The sequence below is a fragment of the Ruegeria sp. CF8 genome, assembly GCF_056537285.1.
On record NZ_JBQFRG010000024.1, the window covers coordinates 1 to 1,088 of the forward strand.

The 1,088-nt window shown below is 56.2% G+C and carries 1 protein-coding gene; it reads right to left on the bottom strand.

Annotated elements, in window-relative coordinates; translation table 11 throughout:
- Positions 1 to 32 precede the first annotated feature (32 nt).
- A complete protein-coding gene (locus ACR0EV_RS23990) occupies positions 33 to 1,025 on the bottom strand; it encodes an IS30 family transposase (protein WP_480802411.1) in 993 nt (330 codons plus the stop codon).
- Positions 1,026 to 1,088 lie beyond the last annotated feature (63 nt).

Genomic DNA, 1,088 nt, shown 5'->3' on the forward strand with positions numbered 1-1,088 from the left:
TGGTAACTCAAGGGTCGTTGCGACGGTTTCCGCTATCTCAGTTTCATGAGTTCATCTCTGAATGCCTCGGTTGGAGTTTGCCATCCGAGGCACTTTCTGGGGGTGCCGTTCAGGCGGTCGCAAATCGCCTTCATTTTGCGATTTGAGAGCGCCGCCACGAGCGTGTCGCGAGGAAGGTATCGGCGCGCACGCTTGTTCAGGTTCTCGACCGATCCCTTTTGCCAGGGCGCTTGAGGATCGCAAAACCAGCTCTCTGTTCCGATGCCGGATTTGAGTCTGCGCCATTCCCGGAATTCAAAGCCCCGGTCAAATGTAATCGAGCGTCGTGCTGGTTGGGGCAGGGGTTCCATCACATCCATCAGTCTGTTCATGAAGTGCGTCGAACTGCGGTCGTTGTTGCGAAACAGCACGGCAAACCGGGTCTTCCGTTCGACCAGTGAGGCGACGTTCGTTTTACCTGTATGGCGCTCGAAGATCATCAGATCGCCTTCCCAATCGCCGAATTCTTCGCGTGTTTTTACGCATTCCGGGCGCTGATGAATGGACCGATCCGGCGGAAAAACCTGGCCTCTGGGGCGTCTGGCATAACGCGGTCGGCGTTTCTTACGTCTGCTCGGCAAGTGCCGCGCCAGTTGTTCGGATTGGCCTTCAGCGCTGTATACATATGCGTAGATCGTCTCGTGGCTGACCCGGACAGGCTGATCGTCGTAACCGAGGCGGCCCGCGATCTGTTCCGGTGTCCAACCTGCAATCAAACGGTCGATGACATGTGCGCGCAGGTTTTCCAAACGGATCAGCTTGCGCCGCCGAGCGCGTCTGGACTGCGCCGTTCGTTGTGCTTTGACGCCATAGTAGCCACTCAGATGCGACAACTCGGAGTCTTCGAAACGGTTCCGATTGATCTCTCGATAAACCGTGGACCGATGCCTGCCGATCTCGACCGCAATCTTGCTGACGGGCATCTCTGCGTTCAACATGTTCTCAATGGCGCGCCGCTCGTGCAGATCTAATTCCGTGTGTGCCATTTTCCGTTCTCCTTGCTTTTCAGCAAGATAGGGGAATTGTCGCAACGCAGTTTAGAATGTGCC